The 24,629-nt window shown below is 42.4% G+C and carries 27 protein-coding genes and 1 other RNA gene; 19 read left to right on the plus strand and 9 right to left on the minus strand.

The window, feature by feature from the left end; translation table 11 throughout:
- Nucleotides 1–34 precede the first annotated feature (34 nt).
- The 3 genes from BDE27_RS16490 to smpB all read right to left on the minus strand — a co-directional run bounded on the left by BDE27_RS16490 (nucleotide 35) and on the right by smpB (nucleotide 2,894).
- Nucleotides 35–823 carry a hypothetical protein gene (locus BDE27_RS16490; protein ID WP_099134084.1) on the minus strand — a complete coding sequence of 263 codons (789 nt, stop codon included), beginning with the start codon at nucleotides 821–823 and terminating at the stop codon, nucleotides 35–37.
- Nucleotides 824–1,997: 1,174 nt separating this feature from the next.
- Nucleotides 1,998–2,361, minus strand: a transfer-messenger RNA (tmRNA) gene (ssrA, locus tag BDE27_RS16495).
- Nucleotides 2,362–2,411: 50 nt separating this feature from the next.
- Complete coding sequence (gene smpB, locus BDE27_RS16500; RefSeq protein WP_047768254.1) at nucleotides 2,412–2,894, minus strand: SsrA-binding protein SmpB; 483 nt, start codon at nucleotides 2,892–2,894, stop codon at nucleotides 2,412–2,414.
- A gap of 157 nt (nucleotides 2,895–3,051) precedes the next feature.
- On the opposite strand from smpB, the gene BDE27_RS16505 reads away from it, so the two are divergent.
- Nucleotides 3,052–3,486 carry a type II toxin-antitoxin system RatA family toxin gene (locus BDE27_RS16505; protein WP_208638605.1) on the plus strand — a complete coding sequence of 145 codons (435 nt, stop codon included), beginning with the start codon at nucleotides 3,052–3,054 and terminating at the stop codon, nucleotides 3,484–3,486.
- Entirely contained in the window at nucleotides 3,479–3,772 is a 294-nt protein-coding gene (locus tag BDE27_RS16510; RefSeq protein ID WP_099132144.1) for an RnfH family protein, read from the plus strand. Before BDE27_RS16505 ends, BDE27_RS16510 begins: the two co-directional genes overlap by 8 nt.
- A 51-nt stretch (nucleotides 3,773–3,823) precedes the next feature.
- On the opposite strand, the gene bamE is transcribed toward BDE27_RS16510, so the two are convergent.
- The 3 genes from bamE to nadK form a co-directional block, all read right to left on the minus strand.
- Nucleotides 3,824–4,168 carry an outer membrane protein assembly factor BamE gene (bamE, locus tag BDE27_RS16515; protein ID WP_099132143.1) on the minus strand — a complete coding sequence of 115 codons (345 nt, stop codon included), beginning with the start codon at nucleotides 4,166–4,168 and terminating at the stop codon, nucleotides 3,824–3,826.
- Between the two features lie 112 nt (nucleotides 4,169–4,280).
- Complete coding sequence (gene recN, locus BDE27_RS16520; RefSeq protein ID WP_099132142.1) at nucleotides 4,281–5,954, minus strand: DNA repair protein RecN; 1,674 nt, start codon at nucleotides 5,952–5,954, stop codon at nucleotides 4,281–4,283.
- Nucleotides 5,955–6,086: 132 nt separating this feature from the next.
- Nucleotides 6,087–6,965, minus strand: a complete 879-nt coding sequence (gene nadK, locus BDE27_RS16525; RefSeq protein WP_099132141.1) for an NAD(+) kinase — start codon at nucleotides 6,963–6,965, stop codon at nucleotides 6,087–6,089.
- Between the two features lie 124 nt (nucleotides 6,966–7,089).
- Between nadK and grpE the strand changes: the two genes are divergently transcribed.
- Nucleotides 7,090–7,671: a nucleotide exchange factor GrpE gene (gene grpE / locus BDE27_RS16535; RefSeq protein WP_099132140.1), complete on the plus strand. Its 582-nt coding sequence runs from the start codon at nucleotides 7,090–7,092 to the stop codon at nucleotides 7,669–7,671.
- Between the two features lie 66 nt (nucleotides 7,672–7,737).
- On the opposite strand, the gene ung is transcribed toward grpE, so the two are convergent.
- Nucleotides 7,738–8,418 carry a uracil-DNA glycosylase gene (gene ung, locus BDE27_RS16540; RefSeq protein WP_099132139.1) on the minus strand — a complete coding sequence of 227 codons (681 nt, stop codon included), beginning with the start codon at nucleotides 8,416–8,418 and terminating at the stop codon, nucleotides 7,738–7,740.
- Between the two features lie 335 nt (nucleotides 8,419–8,753).
- Here ung and grcA point away from each other — a divergent pair, with 335 nt between their 5' ends.
- Together grcA and BDE27_RS16550 are read left to right on the plus strand one after the other, a co-directional pair.
- Nucleotides 8,754–9,137, plus strand: a complete 384-nt coding sequence (gene grcA / locus BDE27_RS16545) for an autonomous glycyl radical cofactor GrcA (protein WP_099132138.1) — start codon at nucleotides 8,754–8,756, stop codon at nucleotides 9,135–9,137.
- A 184-nt stretch (nucleotides 9,138–9,321) separates the two neighbouring features.
- Nucleotides 9,322–10,365 carry a Tle-like phospholipase domain-containing protein gene (locus BDE27_RS16550; RefSeq protein WP_244208824.1) on the plus strand — a complete coding sequence of 348 codons (1,044 nt, stop codon included), beginning with the start codon at nucleotides 9,322–9,324 and terminating at the stop codon, nucleotides 10,363–10,365.
- A gap of 76 nt (nucleotides 10,366–10,441) precedes the next feature.
- On the opposite strand, the gene srmB is transcribed toward BDE27_RS16550, so the two are convergent.
- Nucleotides 10,442–11,782: an ATP-dependent RNA helicase SrmB gene (srmB, locus tag BDE27_RS16555; RefSeq protein WP_099132137.1), complete on the minus strand. Its 1,341-nt coding sequence runs from the start codon at nucleotides 11,780–11,782 to the stop codon at nucleotides 10,442–10,444.
- A 143-nt stretch (nucleotides 11,783–11,925) separates the two neighbouring features.
- On the opposite strand from srmB, the gene trmN reads away from it, so the two are divergent.
- The 12 genes from trmN to acpS all read left to right on the plus strand — a co-directional run bounded on the left by trmN (nucleotide 11,926) and on the right by acpS (nucleotide 22,423).
- Complete coding sequence (gene trmN, locus BDE27_RS16560; protein ID WP_099132136.1) at nucleotides 11,926–12,693, plus strand: tRNA(1)(Val) (adenine(37)-N(6))-methyltransferase TrmN; 768 nt, start codon at nucleotides 11,926–11,928, stop codon at nucleotides 12,691–12,693.
- 279 nt (nucleotides 12,694–12,972) lie between these two features.
- Nucleotides 12,973–13,548, plus strand: coding sequence for an RNA polymerase sigma factor RpoE (rpoE, locus tag BDE27_RS16565; RefSeq protein WP_099132135.1), 576 nt, complete (start codon nucleotides 12,973–12,975; stop codon nucleotides 13,546–13,548).
- 46 nt (nucleotides 13,549–13,594) lie between these two features.
- Entirely contained in the window at nucleotides 13,595–14,242 is a 648-nt protein-coding gene (gene rseA / locus BDE27_RS16570) for an anti-sigma-E factor RseA (protein WP_099132156.1), read from the plus strand.
- The gene (gene rseB / locus BDE27_RS16575) at nucleotides 14,242–15,201 is read left to right on the plus strand and encodes a sigma-E factor regulatory protein RseB (protein WP_099132134.1); all 960 of its coding nucleotides are present in this window, start codon (nucleotides 14,242–14,244) and stop codon (nucleotides 15,199–15,201) included. Before rseA ends, rseB begins: the two co-directional genes overlap by 1 nt.
- Nucleotides 15,201–15,665, plus strand: a complete 465-nt coding sequence (rseC, locus tag BDE27_RS16580) for a SoxR-reducing system protein RseC (protein WP_099132133.1) — start codon at nucleotides 15,201–15,203, stop codon at nucleotides 15,663–15,665. The genes rseB and rseC overlap by 1 nt, the downstream gene beginning before the upstream one ends.
- Nucleotides 15,666–15,894: 229 nt before the next feature.
- Nucleotides 15,895–17,691, plus strand: a complete 1,797-nt coding sequence (gene lepA / locus BDE27_RS16585) for a translation elongation factor 4 (RefSeq protein WP_099132132.1) — start codon at nucleotides 15,895–15,897, stop codon at nucleotides 17,689–17,691.
- A 22-nt stretch (nucleotides 17,692–17,713) separates the two neighbouring features.
- Nucleotides 17,714–18,685, plus strand: coding sequence for a signal peptidase I (gene lepB / locus BDE27_RS16590; RefSeq protein ID WP_099132131.1), 972 nt, complete (start codon nucleotides 17,714–17,716; stop codon nucleotides 18,683–18,685).
- 228 nt (nucleotides 18,686–18,913) lie between these two features.
- Nucleotides 18,914–19,594 (plus strand): ribonuclease III, encoded by a 681-nt coding sequence (rnc, locus tag BDE27_RS16595; protein ID WP_099132130.1) that lies wholly within the window; start codon nucleotides 18,914–18,916, stop codon nucleotides 19,592–19,594.
- The gene (gene era / locus BDE27_RS16600; RefSeq protein WP_099132129.1) at nucleotides 19,591–20,496 is read left to right on the plus strand and encodes a GTPase Era; all 906 of its coding nucleotides are present in this window, start codon (nucleotides 19,591–19,593) and stop codon (nucleotides 20,494–20,496) included. Before rnc ends, era begins: the two co-directional genes overlap by 4 nt.
- A gap of 9 nt (nucleotides 20,497–20,505) precedes the next feature.
- Complete coding sequence (recO, locus tag BDE27_RS16605; protein ID WP_099132128.1) at nucleotides 20,506–21,243, plus strand: DNA repair protein RecO; 738 nt, start codon at nucleotides 20,506–20,508, stop codon at nucleotides 21,241–21,243.
- A 68-nt stretch (nucleotides 21,244–21,311) separates the two neighbouring features.
- Complete coding sequence (gene pdxJ / locus BDE27_RS16610; RefSeq protein ID WP_099132127.1) at nucleotides 21,312–22,043, plus strand: pyridoxine 5'-phosphate synthase; 732 nt, start codon at nucleotides 21,312–21,314, stop codon at nucleotides 22,041–22,043.
- Nucleotides 22,043–22,423, plus strand: coding sequence for a holo-ACP synthase (gene acpS / locus BDE27_RS16615; RefSeq protein WP_099132126.1), 381 nt, complete (start codon nucleotides 22,043–22,045; stop codon nucleotides 22,421–22,423). The genes pdxJ and acpS overlap by 1 nt, the downstream gene beginning before the upstream one ends.
- A gap of 2 nt (nucleotides 22,424–22,425) precedes the next feature.
- Here the strand turns inward: acpS and BDE27_RS16620 are convergent, their stop codons facing one another.
- On the minus strand, nucleotides 22,426–22,686 hold the full coding sequence (locus BDE27_RS16620; protein ID WP_099132125.1) for a YfhL family 4Fe-4S dicluster ferredoxin: 261 nt from the start codon (nucleotides 22,684–22,686) through the stop codon (nucleotides 22,426–22,428).
- A 252-nt stretch (nucleotides 22,687–22,938) separates the two neighbouring features.
- On the opposite strand from BDE27_RS16620, the gene BDE27_RS16625 reads away from it, so the two are divergent.
- A complete protein-coding gene (locus BDE27_RS16625) occupies nucleotides 22,939–23,586 on the plus strand; it encodes a hypothetical protein (RefSeq protein ID WP_099132124.1) in 648 nt (215 codons plus the stop codon).
- 255 nt (nucleotides 23,587–23,841) lie between these two features.
- Entirely contained in the window at nucleotides 23,842–24,579 is a 738-nt protein-coding gene (locus BDE27_RS16630) for a DNA-3-methyladenine glycosylase family protein (RefSeq protein ID WP_339352909.1), read from the plus strand.
- Nucleotides 24,580–24,629 lie beyond the last annotated feature (50 nt).

A 24,629-nucleotide genomic window follows, 5' to 3' on the forward strand; every position in this document is an offset into this window, starting at 1 on the left:
GCCCTCATTGGAGGGCTTAGTCATGAGTCGATGATTAGTTATTCATGGTCTTTTCTAGTTCAGCAATTTTCCTTGCTGCTTGTTTGATTTTATTATTTTTTTCTTCGGACCACTCGATGTCTTTACCGCCTGTGGGCGCATACGCTTTCACAGAGCCATTAGCTAACCAATTGGCAATATCGTTTGCTTGAGGATGATTTTTCCAGTCTACAGCTTCCGCATCACCAGAATTAGCAATGTACATATCAGTTGCTTTCATAAGCACCCCCTTTGATATCATAGACTCAATGATACTATTATAGTTCATGGTTTCATCGTCAAGGTTATTTTTGCCTGTTTTAAGCTCGTAAAACTTGACTTCTCCACCGGTACGCGGATCAAGAAGAATGGCTCCTTCCACTGAAGACTTCGCACAACCACAATGTGTAAAAAATTTGACGGCATGATCTGTACCACTCCCAGAAAAGATAGCGTGAAGAAGTTGATTTTCTTCATTACGAATAGCTTTTTTAGGGCCAGCATCAAATAGCCTATCACCGTTACTTGAAATCATTAGTATAGATACTTTGAAATATCCATTATGCTCAAGATCCGGCAGCGCTTCTGCATCAAGGTGTTCAGCAAACCACCATTCCTTCATCTTGGCGATAGTCGGACCGTCTCCGGCACAGACTAAAACGCCTCCTTTGCGGTAAGTTATTTTGTTAAATCCAGTATTATCAACGAGTAATATATGCTTACCATCATTTAAAGGAAGATCTACTGACCAGCGGGTATCACAGGCTACGACCATATTGTCGCAATCATATACAGTGGTTGTCATTTGTTATTCTATACCCCACAAGGCGCAATAAGTTAGCTTAATTTTTATTGTAAGTCTATAAGACGAAGCACAAATTACCGTATCTCATCCATATATTACATAAAGGTTATTATTCATAAAAATCATAGGATTAGTTATTAACTCCCTTTGCATTGCCTTTATATTAATTAAGTTTACTTAATATATGATCAGAATATTCCTAATCTGTGAAGTGGAAAGGGAGCTAATTTATCGAAATGTGATAAAAAATATATTTCAAATTAAAACTGTATTTGTGAGTTATATTATTGATGTGTTATTTCCCTACTTGGATAATTTCTTCCAACCCCTTGATATCTCTTATTTCTGTCAGAGAACCAGAATTCTTGCCCTGAGCGGGAAATGAGTAAAATCAACATGTTAGCTAAAGGTGGGATTTCCCGTCTTTTGGGCTTCTTCCGTTTCAAACGGAGCGATTAAATACCGCTCACAGCCGTCATTTGAAATCGCAGCAGTGCACTTGTTTAACTTTATTCTGGGGAAATTAACTACAGGGATCTCTTTAGTTTAAGGAGCCACCAGTTTCGGAGGCTCCTTCTTTTACTGAACATAATGACTACGAGACTTATTTGGAAAATTCCAAAAAAGGTCGTCTGTGAGCCGAGAATCCTAATCAACATTGTTAATTGGGATTTAAAAGCCCACTTATGTTAAAGGGCGGATTGCTGTCCTATGGTGATAGTAGCTTTGTTTCCCACCCCCACCTTGGAGCCAACCTCAATTTCTTTAGTAAAAAACACTCACCTGCCAAATATCATCAAAAAATTTGAATATTTAAAAATACTGTTTATACGTACAGAAATGAACTAGTTCAGCGGGGAATTTTTGCAGTAAATTTCTTGAATAAAATAATGATGACCATTCTTCAATACGAAATCTAGAGAGAACAATCCGAGGGGAAACCAAACCCAAAACAGGCAAAAGTGGCGTGTATTTTTGTTACACTTTTTTACAAATAGAAATACATTAGTCACAAACAAAAACACCTCAGAGGGGGAATCTGAGGCGTTTCGATTTTAACTTCACGTGCATTTTACGTGCACTTTGAAGTCCTTTTACTGTCATGGCAGTGTCCTATCAACTTTGCTAACTGACTGTTTTTCAAGTTGTTGTCCTGACACTGACCCACCAAAATTGGTGGAGCTGGCGGGAGTTGAACCCGCGTCCGAAATTCCTACATCCTTGGTACTACATGCTTAGTCTGATCTTTACATTCGCTTGCCAGCTGCGGATAGACACGCCACTAACAAACTAGCCTGATTGGATTTAACGCTTCAACCCCAGGCAGGGCATCCACGCGATCTCTTTTGGGTTTGACCTCTCTTGATCCCCGTCCTAAGAGCGGAGGCTAGGGAGAGAGGGCTCTGCGCAGGTTATTAAGCTGCCAGTGCGTAGTTTTCGTCGTTTGCGACTATTGTTTTGCGGCTTTTTACGAGGCCAACCGCCCCTCGGCATGCACCTTGGGTTTCGCGAATCCCGTCGAATCCAGAATCAGCCCCAAGCGTATTAAGAGCAAGTATATCAGAATATTGAGTGATAATGCCAGTGATTAACGCCCAGAATTCTTCATAATTCTCGCTTTGTCTAATTTCCATTCACGTTCTTTGATGTCTGAACGCTTATCGTGCGCTTTTTTACCTTTTGCCACGCCAATTTTGATTTTGCACCAAGCATTTTTCCAATACATGGAAAGTGCGACGATGGTGTAACCTTCTCGATTGATTCGACCATACAGTGAATCAAGCTCGCGTTTGTTAAGTAGTAGCTTGCGTGACCGTGTCGGATCACAAACTACGTGGGAAGAAGCAACGTTTAATGGCGTAATCGTGGCACCAAAAAGATAAGCATCACCATCTTTGAGCAAAACATAACTCTCACTGATGTTAGCCTTGCCAGCGCGTAGTGATTTAACTTCCCAACCTTGTAGGGATAAGCCTGCTTCGAATTCTTCCTCAATGAAGTATTCGTGGCGGGCTCGCTTATTCATGGCAATTGTTGCCGAACCGGGTTTGTATGCTTTTTTCTTTGTCATAATGCGTTGTATTATACTGTATGCGTTAGTGAAAGAAATCTCTTCTGTATGATATTTAGCGATAAGTGCGTATTTATTGTTCTAAATGTCGTCAGGTTTTTATTTAACCATGTTTAAGTGATACTATTTAGCGCTGTTATGTTTTACAGGAAATGATATGCCACAGATTAGTCGCTCTGCGCTAGTGCCTTACAGCGTGGAACAAATGTATAAATTGGTCAACGATGTGACATCTTATCCGGATTTTTTACCGGGATGTGTGGGTAGCCGTGTACTAAGCAGTAGCAATAATGAAATGACGGCTTCCGTTGAGGTTGCTAAAGCAGGGATCAGTAAGACGTTCGTAACGCGCAATACGCTATTTGATAATCAACGCATCAGTATGCAACTTGTTGATGGGCCTTTCCGTAAGTTGATGGGAGGGTGGCATTTTACTCCGTTAAGTGAAGATGCTTGTAAGGTTGAGTTGCATCTCGATTTTGAATTTACCAACAAGTTGATTGAATTGGCCTTTGGCAAGGTATTTAAAGAGCTGGCTGGGAATATGGTTCAGGCTTTTACTCAACGTGCACGTGAGGTGTATAGTGTCTGAGATGAATATCGAAGTCGTTTATGCTCTGCCTGAACGGCAATATCTGCGTAATGTGAAAGTACCGCAAGGAGCAACCGTCGAACAGGCGATTGTAACGTCCGGCCTTTTGACATTACGTAATGATATCGATTTGGCTAAAAATAAAGTTGGTATTTATAGCCGTCCTGCCAAACTGACTGATAAGCTGGAAGAGGGAGATCGTGTAGAAATTTATCGCCCTCTGGTTGCTGATCCAAAAGAAATGCGCCGTAAACGAGCAGAGCGCGCGAAAAACAATGCGCGATAATGTCTATTTATTCGCCAGGTTCTCTACTGGCGAATAAATAAAACACACATCTCACTGATTCTCTGGCAGTGATTTTTCATCCTTGATATCAGTTAGCACACCTTGGCTATCAAAGGTAAGTGTCAGGGTTTCCTGAGTTGTTTTCCCGTGGCCTGGTTGTTGGCGGAATACGTAATACCAAGTTTGACTCCCAAACGGATCGGTCAGCATTGGTGTTCCCAAAGTGTAAGAAACTTGCTGCTGAGTCATTCCTTTATGGATTTTTGATACCGCAGCCGGCGTAAGGTAGTTCCCTTGATTAATATCAGGACGATAAACAATTCGCTCAAACATGGAGCAACCCGCAGTCAGCATAACAAGTGATACAGCAGCGGCAGTCAATAATTTACAGCGCATAGTAATTACATTCCTTTAGGATTTAGGTCGTCGATAATAATAAACATTGAAGAGATTGAAAACCTCTACGCATTTACCTATGACTGCAATTATACAAGAAAGTTGTCTCAATTTATGCCGCTAACAGTTCTTTTGCGTTAGCCAAAGTATTTTTTGTAACTTCACTCCCCGCCAAAAGCCGCGCGAGTTCTTGAAGTCGTGCTTTTTTATCCAATAGCTGCATTTGAGTTTCTGTTTCTTCGCCGTCTGTTTGCTTGCTGACATAAAAATGCTGATGCCCGCATCCTGCGACTTGAGGTAAGTGGGTGACACACATAACTTGGGTCGATTCCCCCAATTCACGTAGCAAACGCCCAACAATTGCCGCTGTTGGACCGCTGATACCTACATCAACTTCATCGAAAATCAGCGCAGGGGTTTCCATTTTTTTCGCCGTAATAACCTGGATTGCCAGTGCAATACGGGAAAGTTCACCACCTGATGCCACTTTTGCTAATGGTTGATGAGGTTGGCCGGGGTTAGTTGTGACATTGAATTCAACTTTGCTGGCTCCATCAATATTTAAATGCTCCGCTTCAAAGGCAACATCAATGGTAAAACGGCCATGAGGCATAGAAAGTTGGTGCATACTGTTCGTTATCAGTTGGCCCAATTCTGCGGCATATTTCTGGCGAATATGGTGCAATTTTTCTGCCACAGTCAGGGCTTGCTGGTAATGCAAACTGACAAGTTCACTAAGATGCGCACAATCATTTTCCTGCTGGGATAACTGATATTGCTCTTCCAACAACTGTTGATGTAATGCAGGTAACTCTTCTGGCGCAACATGGTGTTTACGGGCCATGCTGATTTGTTGGGATATTTTCTGTTCCAGTTCAAATAAACGATTGGGGTCCAGTTCCAGTTGGTCACTGTAATGACGTAACTCATCACTAACTTCATTGATTTGGATAGCAGCTTCTTCCAGCATGTTAAGCAGGCCACTGAGTTTGTGATCCATGCTGGCAAGTTCTGTCAGTTCACTACGGGCATAGCTGAGGAGGCTGACAATGTTCTGCTCATCATTATCACTTAAAATCTGGAGGATATTTTGGCTAACAGACAAAAATTGCCCGCAATTTGCTAGCCGTTTGTATTCACTATCCTGTTCTTGATAATTACCTGGCTGTGGTGACAATTCGTCCAGTTCTTTCAGGTGATATTCCAGCAATTGTTGACGTGAGCGACGTTCAAGAGCTTGTTGTTGGAATTGGGAGAGAGCCTGGCAGCTTTGGCGCCATTGCTGGTAAGCCTGTTTCATTTCTTGCTGAAGTTCGAAATCGCCCGTGTAAATATCCAGTAAGCGCCTTTGGTGACGATTTTCTAATAACAATTGGTGGGCATGTTGCCCGTGAATTTGAATTAGATGAGAACCTAGTTCACGTAATTGAGAAAGTGGTACAGCAGTGCCATTGATAAAACCGCGAGAGCGCCCATCAGCGGTAATTGTACGGCGCAGCAGGCACTCATTGTCATCATCAAAACTTCCATCAAGCTGGTGGTCTATAAGCCATTTGCGGGCAGAAGGCGCATCAGCCAGTGAAAAACAGGCACAAAGATCGGTACGCGGAGCACCCGGGCGAACCATGTTAGCTTCGCCACGATTGCCAAGACATAAACCTAATGCATCAATCGCGATGGATTTACCAGCTCCGGTTTCACCTGTGATTGCTGTCATCCCTGGGCGGAAATCAATTTCAAGTTCGCGAACGATAGCAAAGTTACTGATGGTTAATTGAGTCAGCATCGTGCTCCTCCTTCTTTTTACTGTATATAAACACGTTACTGTATAAGAACATGTTCCTGTGCATAAAAACATGTCTGTGCTTCCATACAGTATAAACTGGTTTTTTATACAGTAAAGTAGGTGAGTTCGTTTTTAGAACATTTTTTTCGACCAACCCAGTTTCGTGCTCAGTGTATTGAAGTAGTTGTAATCTTTTGGGTGAATTAAGTGCAGATTATAGTCACTGCGTTTGATGATTACTTCTTCACTATCTTGGATTGGCAGGACGATCTGGCTGTCACAACTGACTTCGTAGTCATTGCTATTTTGGGCAAATTTCAGGCGAATGCTGCTTTCGCTGCTGATAACGAGAGGGCGTGCCGAAAGCGTATGTGGAAACATCGGCACTAGCACGATAGCATCTAAGTTTGGGGTTAATATAGGCCCTCCGGCAGACAGTGAATAGGCCGTAGAGCCAGTGGGTGTTGCTATGATTAAGCCGTCTGAACGTTGAGAAAAAGCAAAACGTTCATCAATATATACTTCGAATTCAATCATGTGGGCAACTTTTCCTGGATGTAGTACGACTTCATTTAATGCAGTACTACGGCGGGATTTATGCCCGGTTTTTGTCACTTGTGCCTCAAGCAGAAAACGTTTTTCGTCTCGATATTTGCCATCTAAGACTTCGGATAGTTGCTGTAAAGCATTATCGGGATCTAAATCCGTTAAAAAGCCCAAATTGCCTCGGTTGATACCAATGACTTTGATGTTATAACGTGATAATACTCTGGTTGCACCGAGCATATTGCCATCACCACCGACAACAATCACAAGATCGGCAGTTTTACCAATTTCTGTCAATCCTCCAGTCTGAGCACCTTTTAAATTAATGTCTTTCGCAACCTGTCTATCCACAATGACACAATAACCTTTAGATACCAGCCAGTGATACAGCATTTCGTGGGTAGCCAGCGCTTCCGGGTGACGTGGACGACCGACAATACCGATGCATTTGAATTCATTATTCATTGCTGTTATTTCCTTCAGCATATGGTTTTGCCCTCACAATAATGATTGTTCCCTTGAATCCCGCGTTTTGATCCCCATAATAAGCTCAAATGGCGAAGATAATACAAAATACGCGGAGATATTCATGAGTAGTAAAGACCAAAAAGTACCTGACGGGCAAGTCGCAGAAAATACAGAAAATGTATTAGAGCAACAAATAAATGCGGAACAGGCAGATGCGCCAGAGACTGAAAACGTTGTTGATCCGCGTGTTGCTGAGTTGGAAGAACAACTGAAACAGGCTCAGGCTAATGAACGTGATGCTTTGTTGCGTGCACGTGCTGAAATCGAAAACATTCGCCGTCGTACTGAGCAGGATGTAGAAAAAGCACATAAATTTGCATTGGAAAAATTCGTCAATGAACTTCTGCCGGTCATCGACAATCTGGAACGTGCATTAGATGCGGCTGATCGTACCAATGAAGCGCTATTGCCAATGATTGAAGGTATTGAACTGACTCTGAAATCTTTTATCGATTCAGTGGGTAAGTTTGGCGTTGAAGTGGTCTGTGACACCAATGTGCCTTTCAATCCAGAAGTGCATCAGGCGATGACCATGATGGAATCAGATCAGCATGAACCTAATCAGGTTATGTTGGTGATGCAGAAAGGTTATACCTTGAATGGTCGTCTATTGCGTCCTGCAATGGTTGCTGTTTCTAAATAAAGGTTACGGTCTCTCGTGATGCAATGCCGCCATTAGAAAGGCGGCATTTTTGTAGGCAGAGATCGGTTATTGGGGCAATTGAGGTTCCCAATCTATTGGAGATAACCCTTGTGATTCCAATAAGTTGTTGGCCTGTGAAAAATGTTTACAACCTAAGAAACCACGATGGGCAGACAAAGGTGAAGGATGAGGGGCTTTTAATACATGATGGCGTCGGATATCAATGAAATGGCCTTTTTTCTGGGCATGAGATCCCCAAAGCAAGAAAATGACTCCGTTGCGATGTTCATTGATTGCTGCAATAACTTTGTCAGTGAACGTTTCCCAGCCCAAATGAGCATGAGAATGTGCGTTACCGCGCTCAACGGTGAGTACGGTATTGAGCAATAATATTCCCTGTTTTGCCCAGCTTATCAAGCAACCGTGATTTGGGCGAGTAAATCCAGCAATGTCCGATTCCAGTTCTTTGTACATATTGACGAGAGAAGGCGGTGCAGGAATACCCGGCTGTACAGAGAAAGCCAAACCGTGGGCCTGATTCGGGCCGTGGTAAGGATCTTGTCCTAAAATCACGACTTTTACATCAGCCAATTCGGTATAGCGGAATGCGTTAAAAACATCTGTTTGAGGCGGATAAATGGTTTTTCCAGCCTGACGTTCATTGGCAACATAAGCCAATGTATCAACAAAATAAGGCTGTTTCTTTTCATTGCCGATGACATCGTGCCATGTGAGAGGTGCGGACATAGCCAATCCCTTTCTAAATGATTATCAGATGACTTAAGCTTACCGATTCCCTTGGGATAGGGAAACCCTCAGATCCCAATCTGAGCTTAATTCTCAGGATGAAAATCTATTTTTATAAATTTTTTTGAAAAAACATGAAAATAATTTCATTCAATCCTGTTGTAAAAGATGATTTAAAATATAAAGTTATGAATTTATTATCAATAACCTTATGAAATTAGTTGATTACAATCAAAGAATCTTCTCATTTGTACTGGTATACAGGAAATCAGGAACGATGGTTGATTAAATTATGGTTTGACTGAATAACTAAGTTGATGATGTTGGAGGTATAAATGATTACTGGGATTCAAATTACCCAATCTGATAACGCTGCATTGATGAATTCTTTTTGGCTGTTGGATGATGAAAAAAATGAAGCGCGTTGCATCTGTGCTAAAACAGATTACGATGAAGGCCAGATTGTTGCCAAAGAGGAGTTGGGGCAATTTGAATATCGCGAGATCCCGCTGGAGGTTAAGCCGGCTGTACGTGTAGAAGGCGGGCAACATCTGAATATTAATGTACTGCGCCGCGAAACGTTGGAAGATGCAGTAAAACACCCCGAAAAGTATCCTCAACTCACTATTCGTGTATCTGGTTATGCTGTACGTTTTAACTCACTGACTCCAGAACAGCAACGTGATGTTATTGCGCGTACTTTTACAGAAAGCTTGTAATTCTTGTATCAAGCAAAACCTCTAAAGGGAGAAGTGATACTCCCTTTTTTATTTCCATGTTTTTATTATGTGAATTTATTTTGTTAATTAAAGATTAAATTTGTTTTAATATTGTTAAAAATTCTGCCGATAGAGAGTTTGGGCTTTTAAACCACCAAATTTAAATAATCTGTAGGGGAATTTTATGATTTTATCAGTTAATACCGATTTTTTCAGTGGCCTAGGGATCTATTCATCACAAGAAAATGCGCTACAACCTCAATCTAATTCTTCAGCTCAGTCACCACCTGACAAAGTTGATCACATTTCTTCCCCGAGCATTTCACTTTCAGAAAATACCAAGCAGGCTAATGCGCTCTATCAATCATTGGTTAATAACTTAAATGCCAGTGCGATGGCAGCCCCTGAATTGAAAGCCAATGATATTGCGGGAAAACAATCTAAACTGGTTGATTATACCTTGACGCTGGTTACCCGTGATGTTTATCGACAAAGTAGTTTAGGAATTGGTGATTATGTGCGCCTGTCTGATGAGGACTTATCAAAATTGGGCATTGATCCTGACACTCTGAATGATTATTCAACAGGATTTCAGGCCGGTGTATACCATAATAAAGGCTTATATATTGTCTCTTTCACAGGATCGAATGAATTAAAGGATTTTATGGTAAGTATTCGTCAAGGGCTTGGTTACAATGAAAAGCAATATAATCAAGCCGTGGAATTGGCACATAAGGCGTTAGAAGTATTTGGTGAAAATGTCATTTTCACCGGGCATTCATTGGGGGGAGGATTAGCAACCGTGGCTGCATTGGCAACTGGAAAACCAGCAGTTATTTATAATTCTGTTAGTGTTTCTGACGCTACATTGAAACATATGGGGGTATCACCCGAAGTCGCTCGTGAATTGGCTGACAGTGGCTTGATTCGCCATTATACCGTCCAGCATGATTGGCTGGGGAACTTACAAAAAACATTGCCAATTCGTCAACCGATGGGGCACGGAATAGAGCTTAAATATGAATATGAATTGGAGAGCATATGGGATGTTGTGTTGCCTAATCGATATGGCTTCCATACTTTTAAGGCGCATTTTTTGGAAGCTGTCCTCGAATTGATGGCGGAGCAAAAGCCTTGGTTGAATAATAGCAATACCATGTTGGCGTCCACGGATGTTACAGATACAGATATGACATCGCAGCAAAGTGAGCAGCATTATGCTGTGTAATATTTAGCGCTCAGTCTGCTGAAACATGGGCGAATTCATTGTATGGCTTCGCCCATATTCTACAATTGGTTATTAGTTAATCGTTGCTAGATTCAGTTAATTCTGGTCTAGGATTACTAGAAACAGCACGACGTTTACCGATATTTTTTTTGTCGCGATGACGAACTTTCACACGGTTTTTCTTCGTTTCGTCTGTTTTCTTCTTCTCTTTGCGTTTTGCTAACACTTTTTTGGATGGTTTATAGCCCTTTTTATCGCTTGGCGCTTTGGTTTGTGGGCGAAGCTCATCAACTACTCGTATTTTCAAAGGTTCGCTGAGGTAACGGCTGATTTTGCCCAAAAGTGGGTGATCGTGTGCTTCAACCAGAGCAATGGCTGTTCCTTTACGACCTGCGCGAGCAGTACGACCAATACGATGCAAGTAAACATCCGCGGTACGAGGCAAATCGAAGTTAAAAACGTGGCTGACATCCTCGATATCCAATCCACGGGAAGCAACGTCGGTTGCGACCAGGACTTTGACTTTACCATCATTCAAGCGTTTTACGGCATCGGTACGCTTGGCTTGCACCATTTCACCTTCAAGGAAACCCGCTTGAATGCCCGCCTGGTTCAGCCAATCGACAAGTTCGCGGACACGCTCTCGTTTGCGCACGAAAACAATAGATTTCGTCACTTCAGGTTGCAGGAGAAGGTGACACAGCACAGCTGTTTTATGTTCTAACGAATCAGCCCGATAGTAAAATTGCTGAATTTTCTTGCGCTCACGGCGAGAAGGTTCGGCATCGATCTCAACAGGATCAGTTAACAGGCGCTCGGCAAAATCACGGATGGATTCCCCTTCCAGGGTTGCGGAGAATAACAACGTTTGTTTACGCCAGCGGGTTTCACCTGCAATCGTTTCGACATCGTTGGCGAATCCCATATCCAACATGCGATCAGCTTCATCAAGGATCAGCGTTTCCACTGCACGGCAGTCGAAATTTTCTTCTTTGATGTATTGCAACAGACGCCCTGTCGTTGCGACAACAATATCCTGATTCTCACTGAATACTTCCGCGTGATTCATATAGGCAACACCACCAGTGATTGTGGCGATGTCCAAATGTGTATGGGCCGCCAGTTCTTTTGCCTGTTCTGCAACCTGCATTGCCAGTTCACGGGTTGGCGTCAAAATCAGGATACGTGGAGGCCCCGATTTTTTGCGAGGAAAATCCAGTAAATGTTGCAGTACTGGCAGTAGGTAAGCAGCGGTCTTACCGGTACCTGTTGGCGCTGAGCCTAATACATCACGGCCGTCCATAGCCGCAGGAATGGCTGTTGCCTGAATGGCGGTCGGGCGTTCGTAGCCTTTGTCGTTCAGTGCTTCAAGCAGGGATTCATCAAGTTCGAATTCGGAAAAATTTGTCGCAGTCATCATATACCTCTGTTTGGGGCGCCGATTATAAACAGGTTAGGCGCATTCTTCATCCTATAAAAGCATCTAATAAGTAGGTTGCTTTTATCCGTCGGCCATAAGATTTATGCTATGACAAATTCTAATTTCAGCAGATATAGGTCATGGCATCGATACAGAAACCCGTTTTTCGCCGCGGTGGTTTTACATTTAAACAGTTTTTTGTTGGACATGATAAATGTGCGATGAAAGTCGGAACGGATGGTGTGTTGTTGGGAACCTGGGCGCCAGTATATAACAGGAAAAGATGTCTGGATATTGGATGTGGCAGTGGTTTGATTGCGTTGATGATAGCCCAACGTACAAACGAAGATACCGTTATTGATGCGGTGGAGCTGGATGGCTTTGCTGCAATGCAGGCAGTGGATAATGTACAGCAATCACCGTGGCCTTCCCGTATTAGGGTATATCAGCAGGATATTCATGATTTCGTGCGACAACATGTGCAACAAAATGAATTGCGGAAAATTAACTTTCAATACGATTTGATTGTTAGTAATCCTCCTTACTTTGAGCCGGCTATTGCATGTCGAAATGAAGCTCGCAATCAGGCTCGCTATACGGAGTCATTGACGCATCAGGGGTTATTGGCGTGTGTAGGGGCATTGATTACGCCGACAGGGTTATTTTGCCTGGTACTCCCTTATGAAATTGGTGAACAATTTGAAAAAATGGCGTCAGATTTGGGATGGTTTACCCATTTCCGCGTCAATATTCGTGACAGGCAAGATAAGCCGTTGCATCGTCTATTACTGGGATTGTCACGGCAAGAACAGGACATCCAGGTGAGTGAATTAACGATTCGTTCCTCTGATGACACATATTCAGACGACTTTCGTCAGTTAATAACAGATTTTTATCTTTATTATTGATGATGTTAGCACTATTGAGATGGCAAATTGGATTTTTCGGTATAATAAAACAAAGGTTTTCTTTTTCTCAGTTTAAAATCGCGTGTCCTGTGAAATAGCGGCTATGATTTAGAAAAGTGCAATACGAAAATAACAGGTGGTTGTAATCAAAATTACAACTAAAGTTGAACTTCACAGTGAACTGATACTCAAAGTCATGCTTGTTCGGGAAATCAGAACATCATATTGGTTTAATTTAAGTATAAATGTGGAGTTTTACCTCAGGAGAGTGAACCTCGGATGAGCGAGCAGTTAACGGATCAAATGCTGATTGAACGCGTCCAGAAGGGCGACCAAAAGGCATTTAATTTGCTGGTGATGAGATACCAGCATAAAGTAGCGAGCCTGATTGCTCGTTACGTACCTCAAAGCGACGTTCCCGATGTTGCTCAGGAGGTTTTCATTAAGACTTATCGGGCACTTTCTTCTTTCCGGGGTGATAGTGCATTTTATACATGGCTGTACCGTATTGCCGTTAATACTGCGAAAAATTATTTGGTTGCTCAGGGGCGTCGTCCACCATCCAATGATCTGGATGCCAACGATGCAGAAAATTATGATACGTCAAGTTCATTAAAAGAAATTTCGAACCCTGAGAACTTAATGTTGTCTGAAGAATTAAAGGAAGTGGTTTTCCGCACTATTGAATCGCTTCCAGAAGATTTGAGGATAGCGATCACGTTGAGGGAGTTGGATGGATTGAGCTATGAAGAGATAGCCGACATCATGGAATGTCCTGTAGGCACCGTGCGCTCACGAATTTTTCGGGCAAGGGAAGCAATTGATAATAAAGTTCAACCACTTATCCAACAATAAATAGTGGAAAACAGTGGGACAAAACAATATTGAAGGGTACTTTGGCATGCAAAGAGAAAAACTTTCCGCATTAATGGATGGAGAAGCTCTTGATAGTGAAGTAGTTCATTTGGTCTCTGAAGATGCGGTCATGCAGAAACAGTGGGAACGCTATCACCTGGTGCGTGATGTGCTGCGTGGCGATGTGGGGGATGTATTGCATTTGGATATTGCAAGTCAAGTCGCGTTGGCGCTTGAAAAAGAACCCATTCATATTAATTCAGCGGTTGTTCTGGAATCTCAGCCAAAACCTGAAATATGGGCTAACATGCCATTCTGGCATAAAATTCGCGTCTGGAAGAGTCAAATTGCACAAATTGGTGTTGCGGCCTGTGTATCGCTGACCGTGATTATCGGTGTCCAGCAGTATAATAGTAATAGCAGTGTTGAAACAGATAACCAATTTGAGGCGCCAGCTTTTAACACATTGCCTGTGATGGGAACAGCCTCAACAGTTGGCTTAGCAACCCCTGCTGAAGAAGAAACTTTCGGTGGTGATTTGAGTATGCAAGTGCGAGAAAGCAATAAACGAATTGATGCGATGTTGCAGCAATATGAACTCGCCCGGCGCATTCACTTTGAAAAAAATTATGGTGTCACTCAGGCTAATCAGGTTCCTGAAGAGCAAGCGCCCCAACAATCACAACAACAGTGATGAAACGTATTTGGGGTGTCGTTTTTTTATTGGCGAGTAGCCTGATAAATCCTCTAAAGGCCTCAGCGCAACAAAGCAACGCTGAGGCTTTGTTAGTGGATATGAGTAAGGCAGTGCAAACGCTGGATTATGAGCTTGGCTTCATCATTTTAGAGCAGCAATTTCTCATCCCCTTGCGTTACCGTCATGCCATTATTGATGGGCAGGTTATTGCTCAAATCATCCAAATGGATGGCTCACGTAGAGAAATTATCCAGCGCGGTGACCAAATCAGCTATTACGAACCTGGATTAGACTCATTTAGTATCCGTGGTTCTCATATTATCGATTATCTTCCACCGATCATCTTTGCTGATTTTGCCCAATTGCAAAAATTTTATCGTCTTATTGATGCAGGCAGCACGAATGTTGGCGATCATCCTGTGAGTTTTGTACGCATCATATCGAAAGATAAATCCCGCTATAACTATAACCTTCTGATTGATGAGAAAAGTCATCTCCCTCTGCTGATTGACCTATTAGATAAAGATAATAAAACAGTCATTGAGCAATTCCGTGTCGTGTCATCAACTGTGAATGACTATATTAAAATGGAATTGAATATGATTACTGATTTGAAATTACCGCCTATGTTACTCATTCCTCCTGCTGATAAATTGAAATTCAATTGGCTGGTTGGAAAAATGCCTGACGGCTTCAAAGAAATTTCACGTAACAGCCGGAAGCTATCAGAGACCGAATGGTTAGAATCCATCATGTATAACGATGGATTGTTTAATTTTTCTGTAAATGTTGTGAACTCAGATAAAAAGGTTGTTGATGAACAACCATTTCGACAAGGCAGAAGAACGGTTTATACTTTGGTCAAAGGCAAAAACAGCATAACAGTCATTGGTGAGCTGCCTTTCGCAACAGCCGAACAAATTGCAGCAAGTGTGACATTTACGGGAGAAAACTGATGGTTAAAGAGTGGGCAACTGTTGTCCGTTGGCACAAAGGCCGGGCATTATTACGTTATGGCTCATCTTCAGGCTGTGGTAGCTGCCAAACCAAAACAGCCTGTGGTTCTTATTTACTGGAAAAGATAGGGCCAGAAAGCATCCATCAGTTGGAACTGGAAATTTCTCAACCACTCCAACCGGGTCAAAAGGTTGAAGTAGGCATTCCTGAAAGCAGCCTGCTACGCTCAGCTATGCTAGTTTATTTGACACCATTGTTGGGTTTGTTTTTGGGGGCAGTGCTTTTCCAATTTTGGACGACTGGTCAATTATGGATCTGTTTAGGAGGGATTGGTGGTGGGATTGCTGGTTTCTTCATTGCTCGTCAGATTGCTGCGTATTGGGATAATTTGCAAGCGTACCAGCCTGTTGTGTTACAAATTGGTTTACCTCCTGATTCGATTAAGGTTCTACAGCAAGAATAATCTGTTTTACCCTACGAGTTTCAACTTTAATTTATCATTACTGAAAACGACTGAGTCATATTGAAAACGACAGGCATGGCGAAATTTTCACGGGTTTGGTTTTCACGGGCTTGGCATGTAGAATACAGCTCCTCAGGCCAGTGGCCGAACCAATAAACTGTCGCTTTATGTCCATCAATGTGTCCATAGGCGAATGATTCAGAAATATTAAGGCAAAAAAGATTTAATAATGAAGCAAATAAGAAATTTCTCCATTATCGCCCACATTGACCACGGTAAGTCCACGCTCTCTGACCGGATTATTCAAATCTGTGGTGGTTTGTCTGATCGCGAAATGGCAGCACAAGTACTGGATTCAATGGATCTTGAACGTGAACGTGGGATCACGATCAAAGCACAAAGTGTAACCCTTGATTACAAGGCGAATGACGGGCAAGTCTACCAATTAAACTTTATCGATACGCCAGGGCATGTTGACTTCTCTTACGAAGTTTCCCGCTCACTGGCTGCTTGTGAAGGTGCATTGTTGGTTGTTGATGCAGGTCAGGGGGTTGAAGCCCAGACATTGGCCAACTGTTATACCGCCATTGAAATGGATCTGGAAGTTGTTCCGGTTCTGAACAAAATTGACCTCCCTGCGGCTGAACCAGAGCGTGTCGCTGAAGAAATCGAAGACATTGTGGGTATTGATGCAACAAATGCTGTTCGTTGTTCTGCAAAAACGGGGGTGGGCGTACAGGATGTCATTGAACGTCTGGTGAAAGAGATACCGTCACCAGAAGGCGATCCTGATGCTCCATTACAGGCCCTGATTATTGACTCATGGTTTGATAATTACCTTGGTGTTGTTTCACTTGTCCGTATTAAAAACGGTACGTTGCGTAAAGGTGACAAAATTAAGGTAATGAGCACCGGACAGGTATACAACGCTGACCGATTGGGGATTTTCACACCGAAACGTATTGATCGTGATGTATTGAATTGTGGTGAAGTAGGCTGGTTGGTCTGTGCCATCAAAGATATTCTGGGGGCACCAGTTGGGGATACACTGACAACGGCCCGTCAGCCTGCGGAAAAAGCCCTGCCTGGTTTTAAAAAGGTCAAACCGCAAGTTTATGCTGGTCTGTTCCCGGTAAGTTCTGATGACTATGAAGCATTCCGTGATGCGTTGGGCAAACTGAGCTTAAATGATGCGTCATTATTCTACGAACCAGAAAGTTCGACTGCGTTGGGCTTCGGTTTCCGCTGTGGCTTCCTCGGCTTGCTGCATATGGAAATCATTCAGGAACGCCTGGAACGTGAATATGATCTCGATTTGATCACAACGGCTCCAACAGTTGTTTATGAAGTTGAGACAACCAGTGGTGATATTATCTATGTTGATAGTCCATCCAAGTTGCCGCCATTAAACAATATTGAGGAACTGCGTGAACCGATTGCAGAATGTCACATGTTGTTGCCGAAAGAGTACCTTGGTAACGTTATTACACTTTGCGTGGAAAAACGCGGTGTGCAGACAAATATGGTTTATCACGGTAATCAGGTTGCGCTGACTTATGAAATTCCAATGGCTGAAGTGGTTCTGGATTTCTTTGATCGCTTGAAATCAACATCCCGTGGTTACGCCTCGCTGGATTACAATTTTATCCGCTTCCAGGACTCAGACATGGTTCGTGTGGATGTCTTGATTAACGGTGAGCGTGTTGATGCCCTGGCGTTGATTACTCACCGTGACAATTCCCAGTACCGTGGACGTGAGCTGGTGGAAAAAATGAAAGAGCTGATCCCACGCCAGCAATTTGACATTGCCATTCAGGCTGCCATAGGAACTCACATTATTGCGCGTTCTACCGTTAAGCAATTACGTAAAAACGTATTGGCGAAATGTTATGGTGGTGACGTCAGCCGTAAGAAAAAGCTATTGCAGAAACAGAAAGAAGGTAAAAAACGCATGAAGCAGGTCGGTAATGTTGAACTGCCGCAGGAAGCCTTCTTAGCAATTCTGCATGTTGGCAAAGATAATTAACACAAGGTCGTAAGGAGTTCAAATGGCTAACACTTTTGCCTTGATATTAACGTTAGCAACGTTAATCACCGGTATTCTCTGGTGCATAGAGCGATTTAAGTTCGCACCTGAACGTAAGAAAAAACTTGCTCATATTCAGGAACAGGCGACAGGAGCAGAAGCTCAGGAAGCTTTGGCTAAAGGACTTAACAAACCTTCATGGGTTGAAACACTTGCATCTGTCTTTCCAGTGTTAGCCATTGTGTTGGTTCTGCGCTCTTTCGTTTATGAACCTTTTCAGATCCCTTCTGGTTCAATGATGCCGACATTGTTGATCGGGGATTTCATTCTGGTTGAAAAATTTGCTTATGGTTTAAAAGATCCAATTACGCAAACAACCTTAATTAAAACAGGCGAGCCTAAGCGTGGAGATATTGCAGTTTTCAAATATCCGAAGAACCCAAGCATAGATTTTGTAAAACGAATTATTGGCTTGCCTGGAGATAAGATCGTTTACGATTACGTCAATAAAGAGCTTCAGGTTTACCCTGGCTGTGGTTGGAATACGGAATGTAAGGGTAATTTACCTGTTACTTATCGGAATGTGTTCCCAAGTGAATGGACAATAAAAGAAGAGGTGACACCAGAAGGCGTTCGTATAAGTGGTGTTTATCAAGTTCCTGTTGATGAACCAGTAGGGCCATACGCTTTTCGCCAGGACGAAAGAGTTGAAACGTTAGGTAATGTGTCACACCATATTTTGACTATTCCTGTCATACAGCGTTTCCCGGGTTTCTCTCAAGAAGGCTTGCCTATGGGGACTTGGGTTGTTCCTAAGGGGCAATATTTTGCCATGGGTGATAACCGTGACAATAGTGATGATAGTCGTTCATGGGGATTTGTACCGGAGAAAAATCTGGTAGGTCGTGCAACCGCCATTTGGATGAGCTTTGAAAAACAGGAAGGTGAATGGCCTACTGGCGTGCGTTTCAGTCGAATTGGTGGAATTCACTAATATTTATATATTAGCGCAGCATTAATTTATCTCCCAGTGTAGAATATTCTTTCAAACGAGATGACTGGCTCCTGAAGAGAATGAATACGTTGGGAGCTAGTGCAAACGCAACAGTTTTGTAAGGCATACCGCAAAAAATGTTCCCAAGGTAAATTGCTGGTTGGTATTGCCTCACAGGTCTGTTGCGTGTGCTTTTTATTTGATGAATTCTAACTGAATTGGTAGCACATGAATCCCATAATAACGAACCGGTTACAACATAAGCTAGGATATAGCTTTAAACAGCACGATTTGTTGCTTCAAGCATTGACTCACCGCAGTGCCAGCAGTAAGCATAATGAACGTTTGGAATTTCTAGGTGACTCAATTCTGAGTTTTGTCATTGCTAATGCCCTTTACCATCGTTTTCCCCGTGTTGATGAAGGGGACATGAGCCGCATGCGGGCAACATTGGTTCGTGGTAATACTCTGGCGGAGCTAGCCAGGGAATTCGATTTAGGTGAATGTCTGCGTTTGGGGCCGGGTGAGTTAAAGAGTGGAGGACATCGTCGCGAATCCATTTTAGCGGATAGCATTGAAGCCTTAATCGGCGCTATTTTTCTTGATAGCGATATTCAGACGGTCGAAAAGATTATCCTGAATTGGTATGAAACCCGTTTGAATGAAATTAGCCCGGGCGATAAGCAAAAAGATCCTAAAACACGTTTACAAGAATATTTGCAAGGGCGTCATCTGCCGTTGCCTACATATCTGGTTGTTCAAGTTCGTGGGGAAGCCCACGATCAGGAATTTACAATTCACTGTCAGGTCAGTGGATTTGAACAACCTGTCAGAGGAGTCGGTTCCAGTCGCCGCAAGGCAGAGCAGGCGGCTGCGGAACAAGCATTAAAACAACTGGAGCTTGAATGAGCGAAGAAAAAAACTATTGCGGATTCGTTGCAATAGTCGGTCGGCCCAATGTTGGTAAGTCAACATTATTGAATCAGTTATTGGGCCAAAAAGTATCCATCACTTCCCGTAAACCTCAAACGACGCGGCATCGCATCATGGGGATTCATACGGAAGGGGCTTACCAAACCATCTATGTTGATACACCGGGCCTTCATATTGAAGAAAAGCGGGCGATCAACCGCCTGATGAACCGTGCGGCGAGCAGCTCCATTGGTGATGTCGAACTGGTTATTTTTGTTGTGGAAGGTACGCACTGGACACCCGATGATGAAATGGTGGTAAATAAGTTACGTCATTTGCGTTGTCCTGTCTTACTGGCTATCAATAAAGTGGACAATGTGACGGATAAAACCATTCTTCTGCCACATATCGGTTTTCTTAGCCAACAGATGAATTTTATCGATGTTGTGCCGATTAGTGCTGAAAAAGGCATGAATGTTGATACTATTGCCAACATAGTGCGTGATCATATACCACAGGCGGATCATCACTTCCCTGAAGATTACATTACTGATCGCTCACAGCGTTTTATGGCGTCAGAAATCATCCGTGAAAAACTGATGCGTTTTTTGGGTGATGAACTCCCCTATTCCGTGACAGTGGAAATTGAGCAATTTGTTACCAATGAGCGTGGAGGCTATACAATCCACGGTTTGATTCTGGTAGAGCGTGATGGCCAGAAGAAAATGGTGATTGGTAATAAAGGCAGTAAAATCAAGAAGATTGGTATAGAAGCCCGTCAAGATATGGAAAAGCTGTTTGACATGAAAGTTCACTTGGAATTGTGGGTAAAAGTGAAATCCGGTTGGGCTGATGACGAACGGGCGCTGCGTAGCCTCGGTTACGTCGACGACTTATAAGGCTGATTTGTGGACGGCTGGCAGAGAGCCTTTGTGCTTCACGGGCGCCCTTACAGTGAAACCAGTTTATTGCTGGATTTTTTTACTGAAAATGAAGGGCGGGTACGTGTTTTAGCGAAAGGGGCACGCAGCCGTCGCTCCAATCTAAAAGGTTGCTTGCAACCTTTCACCCCGCTGCTTATTCGTTGGAGTGGGCGGGGTGAAATCAAGACATTAAGAGACGCAGAGCCTATCTCATTGGCTCTCCCCTTAACGGGAAGTGTGCTCTACAGCGGCTTGTATGTGAATGAACTCTTGTCCAAACTCCTTGAGCAAGGAACGGCATATCCCTCGCTTTTTTTTGATTACCTCCAATGTTTGCAAGCGCTTGCAGCGAGTGAACACACACCAGAATGTGCATTGCGTCGTTTTGAATTAGCGCTACTAACCAATATGGGATACGGAGTAGATTATCTTCACTGTGCAGGAAGTGGTGAACCTGTATCGGATACCATGACTTACCATTATCGTGAAGAAAAAGGGTTTATCGCCAGTTTGGTTGTGGATCATTACAGTTTTACAGGTTATGAACTCAAGGCGTTGGCAAATAGCGAATTTCCCGATCAGGTGACCTTGAAAGCGGCAAAGCGTTTTACTCGCATTGCCTTGAAACCTTATCTGGGGGGGAAACCGTTAAAAAGCCGTGAGCTATTTCGTCAATTCGTACGTAAAAAAACTGATAATCCCGACAAGAAAAATGAAAACTAAAGTAAGCCACTTTTTCATAATGAAGAGTGTAGACTTTACTGAATCTTATGTTATTGCAGGAGCTAAAAATGGCTGAGGTATTGTTAGGTATCAACATTGATCACATTGCAACCTTACGTAATGCCCGCGGGACACAATATCCTGATCCCGTTCAGGCAGCATTTGTTGCAGAGCAAGCGGGTGCAGAGGGTATAACGGTTCACCTCCGTGAAGATCGCCGCCATATTACTGACAGAGATGTCCAATTATTAAAAAATACAATCCAAACCCGTATGAACCTTGAAATGGCGGTCACAGATGAGATGGTGAGGATTGCTTGCCAAATCAAACCTGCTTTCTGTTGTTTAGTACCTGAAAAGCGTCAGGAGGTCACAACCGAAGGTGGATTGGATGTGTTTGGGCAAAAAGAGCACATTGCTGCGGCTGTTAAGGCTTTATCAGAAGCGGGGATTTTAGTGTCTTTGTTCATTGATGCGGATCATCAACAAATTGATGCTGCTGTCGAAGTTGGAGCGCCATTTATTGAAATTCACACGGGTGCGTATGCAGATGCAGGGAATGAGATACAGCAGGAAAAAGAATTTCAGCGTATCAAAGAGGCCGCAACTTACGCAGCCGCTAAAGGGCTTAAAGTCAATGCAGGTCACGGCTTGACCTATCACAATGTGCAGCGTATTGCAGCCTTACCTGAAATTTATGAATTGAATATAGGGCATGCCATTATTGGCCGTGCTGTATTCAGTGGCTTACCTGCGGCTGTTGCGGATATGAAAACTTTATTGCGGGAAGCACGCCGTTAATGGCCATTCTTGGATTAGGCACAGATATTGTTGAAATATCCCGCATTGAAGAAATTGTCGGACGTTCAGGTGAACGTCTGGCAAGGCGTGTTCTGAGTGATGGGGAATGGCAGCAATATCAACAACATAACCAGCCTGTCCGCTTCCTGGCAAAACGGTTTGCTGTCAAGGAAGCGGCAGCTAAAGCTTTTGGGACAGGTATCCGCAATGGATTGGCCTTTAATCAATTTGAAGTGATTAATGATCCACTGGGAAAACCAACGTTAAAACTTCATGGAGAGGCCGAAGTGCTGGCTAACAAACTGAGGGTAAAATCCATGCATGTCACACTAGCAGATGAACGGCGTTATGCCTGTGCGACGGTGATATTGGAAAATTAAATTCAGATCTTATCAGCATGATGTAAAAGCACAAACTTATCCCATAACTGCTCTTCAGTTTCCTGATGGTTAGGGTCAAGGATAATGGTGTTCGTAATTGGGCAGACAGATTGGCAAGTTGGCTTTTCGTAGTGCCCGATACACTCGGTACAGCGTTCAGGCTCAATTTCGTAGATCTCTGCACCCATTGTGATGGCCTGATTAGGGCATTCGGGTTCACACATATCACAATTAATGCAGCGTTTGGTAATTAGTAGTGCCATTTCAACCTCTTACATAAATTAAGTCTTTTAATTAAAGGCTTAATTTTCCTCCTGATTTGTTGCTCTCGATCACCCCTTGTTATTTCATACAATATTTTTTATAGAAAATGTATCTTACAAAGAAATGATTACAACTAAATGTATTATGCAAAGAAAAACTATCTGAGGCATATGTTAACACATCAGAAAGCAGTCCAGTACATTTATCATAGTATATACTTAAGTATGTTTTAAATTCTTTAGAGTGAAAACATGCTTGAATACATCGTAAAACATGGTAATGATATCGTGAAAGTCTTGGGATCTATCGGGACTTTTGTTGGTATTATTCTGTCCGTATTAAAGAAGCTTTATGCCGATGTGTGTGTGTTTAGAGAGAGAAAGGCAAAAAAATATATTAAATATCTCAATGAGTACAATATTTATTTAGATGATTTGAGTAAAGACTATATTAAATATGAAATTGCATCTGAGATAATGTTTGATGTTACAAAGATAAAATCTGATAAATTTAGGAATATATTTATCAAGCTGAAACAAGATGGATTGAGTCCTGAATATATAGATCTTCTTAAGAAGTTGAAAACATACCTTATTTTAAATTCTGGCGTGATTCAAATCAATGTCAGTTCTTACTATTATTTTGCTTATTGTTTTGAAAAGATATTTTCAACTTATTTTTTCACTTTAGCATTTGTTGTGTTGGTTGTTTTTTTATTCAAAGTTGATGCCTTGAGTAATACTATCGGGAGTGCTTTAGATTTCTTTTTAGTCATGTTAAGTATGATTTTACTTATGGCGATTGGTATTTATCTATTAATGTTAAGCCCGTCAAAATATCAAATAAGAAAATTAAATGAGGAATTAATTAAATATAAAATTGATAATGTTACTTTATAAATTGTGTTGGTTGAGTTGCTATTGTATCTAAACTTAAAGTCTGTTAGATAGTGAGATTAATTCTGCGTGTCTTCTGGAGCTATCCCAATGAAATCAAGCTGCTTAACGGAAATCATATTACCTAATAATTATCACACGAGAGATTTTTTGGCCTTTCATCAGAGGGATGAAATGGGCGTTTCTGAAATCGTACAACATAATCAAATTAAAAAAGGGATTATTTGGTATGAAAATCCGGCCCTTTTGACAATCACAATGGAAAAGAGTAGGGCAAAAATACAGCTTGATATTGATGGTAATAAAGATTGTTCTTCACAACATAAAGCGTTATCGACGCTAGCTTCCCATATGCTTGGTTTGAAACAACCTGTTGATGTATTTGAATCTATCTATCAAGATCATCCTGTTATTGGAGAATTGGTTAACAGACAAACCGGCTTACGCATTTATCAGTCCGCGACACCTTTTGAAGCGCTTAGTTGGGCGATTATCGGGCAACAAATTAGTTTAAGTGCAGCAATTTCCATTAGACGGCGTTTTATTCAGGCGGTGGGGCTTCAGCACTCTTCTGGGTTACTGTGTTTCCCGAATTATAAGCAGGTGATGCAATATTCGCAGCATGATCTCCGTCAGTGTGGTTTTTCTGTGGGTAAAGCCAATGCCTTATTGAATGTTTGTCAACTTATTGATTCTGGACTATTGCAACTAAATATTCCAGAAGGAGAAAATGGAGTGAAACGGCTGACGGATAGCTTGCTTGCTATCAAGGGCATTGGTATGTGGACCGTTAATTATGCCTTGCTACGAGGATTCAGTTACCTGGATGGCTCACTGCATGGCGATGTTGCCGTCAGGCGTAATCTCCAATATTTGCTCAGCCAGGAAAACAAAGTGAGTGCGGAACAGGCAGAAAAATGGTTGGCAGATTTTTCTCCCTGGAAAGCGTTGGTGGGAGCGCATTTATGGCAACAGCAATCCAGTAGTGGATATTAATACCGTTCTAACTTCTTTGTCAGGTGCTTTTCGTAAAACTTCAAGACGAT

It is taken from the genome of Xenorhabdus ehlersii (assembly GCF_003610465.1).
Taxonomy (GTDB): domain Bacteria; phylum Pseudomonadota; class Gammaproteobacteria; order Enterobacterales; family Enterobacteriaceae; genus Xenorhabdus; species Xenorhabdus ehlersii.